Origin of the sequence: Bradyrhizobium sp. (assembly GCF_035701725.1) — a bacterium.
GTDB lineage: Bacteria > Pseudomonadota > Alphaproteobacteria > Rhizobiales > Xanthobacteraceae > Bradyrhizobium.
Genome location: NZ_DASSRP010000058.1, coordinates 1 through 2,272 on the forward strand (window position 1 = coordinate 1; position 2,272 = coordinate 2,272).

At 63.5% G+C, this 2,272-nt stretch carries 3 protein-coding genes; 1 reads left to right on the forward strand and 2 read right to left on the reverse strand.

The features are described from left to right. A partial coding sequence (locus tag VFL62_RS02940) for a GGDEF domain-containing phosphodiesterase (protein ID WP_325170886.1) occupies positions 1-954 on the forward strand: 954 nt, incomplete at its 5' end. 17 nt (positions 955-971) lie between these two features. On the opposite strand, the gene VFL62_RS02945 is transcribed toward VFL62_RS02940, so the two are convergent. Further along, positions 972-1,451 carry a PaaI family thioesterase gene (locus VFL62_RS02945; RefSeq protein ID WP_325170887.1) on the reverse strand — a complete coding sequence of 160 codons (480 nt, stop codon included), beginning with the start codon at positions 1,449-1,451 and terminating at the stop codon, positions 972-974. Between the two features lie 244 nt (positions 1,452-1,695). Further along, positions 1,696-2,259 carry a nitroreductase gene (locus VFL62_RS02950; protein ID WP_325170888.1) on the reverse strand — a complete coding sequence of 188 codons (564 nt, stop codon included), beginning with the start codon at positions 2,257-2,259 and terminating at the stop codon, positions 1,696-1,698. Between the last annotated feature and the right edge of the window lie 13 nt (positions 2,260-2,272).

The following is a 2,272-nucleotide window of genomic DNA, read 5'->3' on the forward strand; positions in this document are numbered from 1 at the left end:
ATCGACGGCGTCGAGGTCGTGATCGGCGCCAGCATCGGCATTGCGCTGGCGCCGAGCGACGGCTCGACTTCGGAAGAGTTGATGCGCAACGCCGACATGGCGCTGTACCGCGCCAAGTCCGATGGCGGCGGCGTGCATCGCTTCTTCGAGCCTGAAATGGACCGCATTGCACAGAAGCGCCGCGACATGGAAGTCGACCTGCGCCGCGCCTTCGCCAATGGCGAGTTCGAGCTTCATTATCAGCCGCTGGTCGACATCGGCGCAAATCGCATCAGCGGTTTCGAGTCACTGCTGCGCTGGCGGCATCCCGAAAAGGGCATGATCTCGCCGGCCGAGTTCATTCCGATCGCCGAGGATATCGGGCTGATCGTTCCGATCGGGGAGTGGGTGTTGCGTGAGGCTTGCATGGAAGCGACGCGCTGGCCCGACGACGTCAAGGTTGCCGTCAACCTCTCGGCGGTCCAGTTCCGCAGCCGCAATCTGGTTCAGGCCGTGATCTCGGCGCTGGCCCATTCGGGCCTCTCGCCGCTCCGCCTCGAACTCGAAATCACCGAATCGGTGTTCCTGGCCGAGACCGAAGCCAATCTTGCGGTCCTGCACCAATTGCGTGAACTCGGCGTGCGGATCTCGATGGACGATTTCGGCACCGGCTATTCGAGCCTCAGCTACCTGCGCAGCTTTCCGTTCGACAAGATCAAGATCGACCGCTCTTTCGTCAAAGATCTTGCCGAACGCCCCGACTGCGTCGCGATCGTGCGGGCGATCTCCGGCCTTGGCCGCAGTCTGAAGATCACGACCACGGCCGAGGGCGTCGAGACGGTCGACCAGCTCGATTGGCTGCGCAACGAAGGCTGTGATGAAGTGCAGGGCTTTCTGTTCAGCGCGGCAAAGCCGGCGAGCGAGATCGCGGCCCTGTTTTCCAAGTTTGCGCAACGCGCCTCTCAGGCGGCGTGATTGCGCCCGCCTTTCGGTCAGCCCTGAAAGATCAGGCAGGTGGTGGTGCCGTGGGCGAGTAAGCGCCCGCTGCGGTCGGTGACGCGCCCCTCGGCGGTGCCGATCCTGCGACCCCGGTTTAACACCATGCCTTCCGCTCTGATCGGTCCGGTCTCCGGCGTGATGGGCCGCACCAGCGAAATCTTGAATTCGAGCGTGGTCTGCGCTTCGGATTTTTCCAGCATGGTCTGAACGGCAAGCCCCATGCAGCTATCGAGCAGCGTGGCGGTCAACCCGCCATGCACTGTGCCGGCCGGATTGAGATGGTCGGTGGTCGGGGTGATCGTGACGAGGACCCGTCCTGGTTCCGCCTCCGTGACATCATAGCCGAGCGTTCGGGCGATCGTGTTGAGCGGTAGCGCGCGCGTGGCGAGGCCTTGCACGAACTGAAGCCCCGTCATTTCCTTTTGCAGCTCCGCATCAACCGTGCCGTAAGTCCTGGCTGCGGGCTCGTTCATCGGCGTTTCCTTTTTATTTGAGACGAAAGACAACACGATGCGAGTCGAGCGCCGCGCGCGCGGCGCTGCAACGCCTGAACAATCAGCTATGGCCGTCGCCATACAGGCGACGAGGCGGCTGGACCACCCGTTTTCCGATCACGATGTTGTCCGAAATTGACGCCCGTCTTGATCGACGACGTTGGCGTCTTCCTTTGTGCCGTTCCCTAACGGCTGCGCCAGCGCGCAGCCTGTTCGGGCCCGCCTAGAACCGGGTGACGATATCGGATAGGGCCGGGCGTGGCCGGTCCTCGCTCGGTTTCGACACCTTGCCGATATGAACAAAGCCGGCGAGTTTTTCGTCCGCCTTCAGTCCGAGGCCGCTAAGGACCTCGCGGTCGAAGGCAAACCATCCCGTGAGCCAGCACGCGCCATAGCCGAGTGCGGTCGCAGCAGTAACGATGTTCATCGCGCTGGCGCCCGCCGACAATTCCTGCTCCCAGGGTGGCACCTTGGGGTGCGGCTTGGTCAGACTGACGATGCCGATCACGAGCGGCGCATCGGTCAGGCGGCGCTTCTCGACCTCGATATCAGCCGGCGAGGCGTTCGGATTCTTCCTGGCAAAAACGCCCGCAATAACCTCGCCGGCGCGCGCCCGTGCATCGCCCTCGAAGATGATGAAGCGCCACGGCGCGAGCTTGCCGTGATCGGGTACGCGCGCGCCGATCGTCAGAATGGTCTCGAGTTCGGCCGGCGAGGGGCCTGGGCCGGTCATGTCCCGCGGCTTGACCGAGCGGCGGGTCTTTAGAAGTTCGAGGGCGTCGGGCACGAAGATGTCCTCA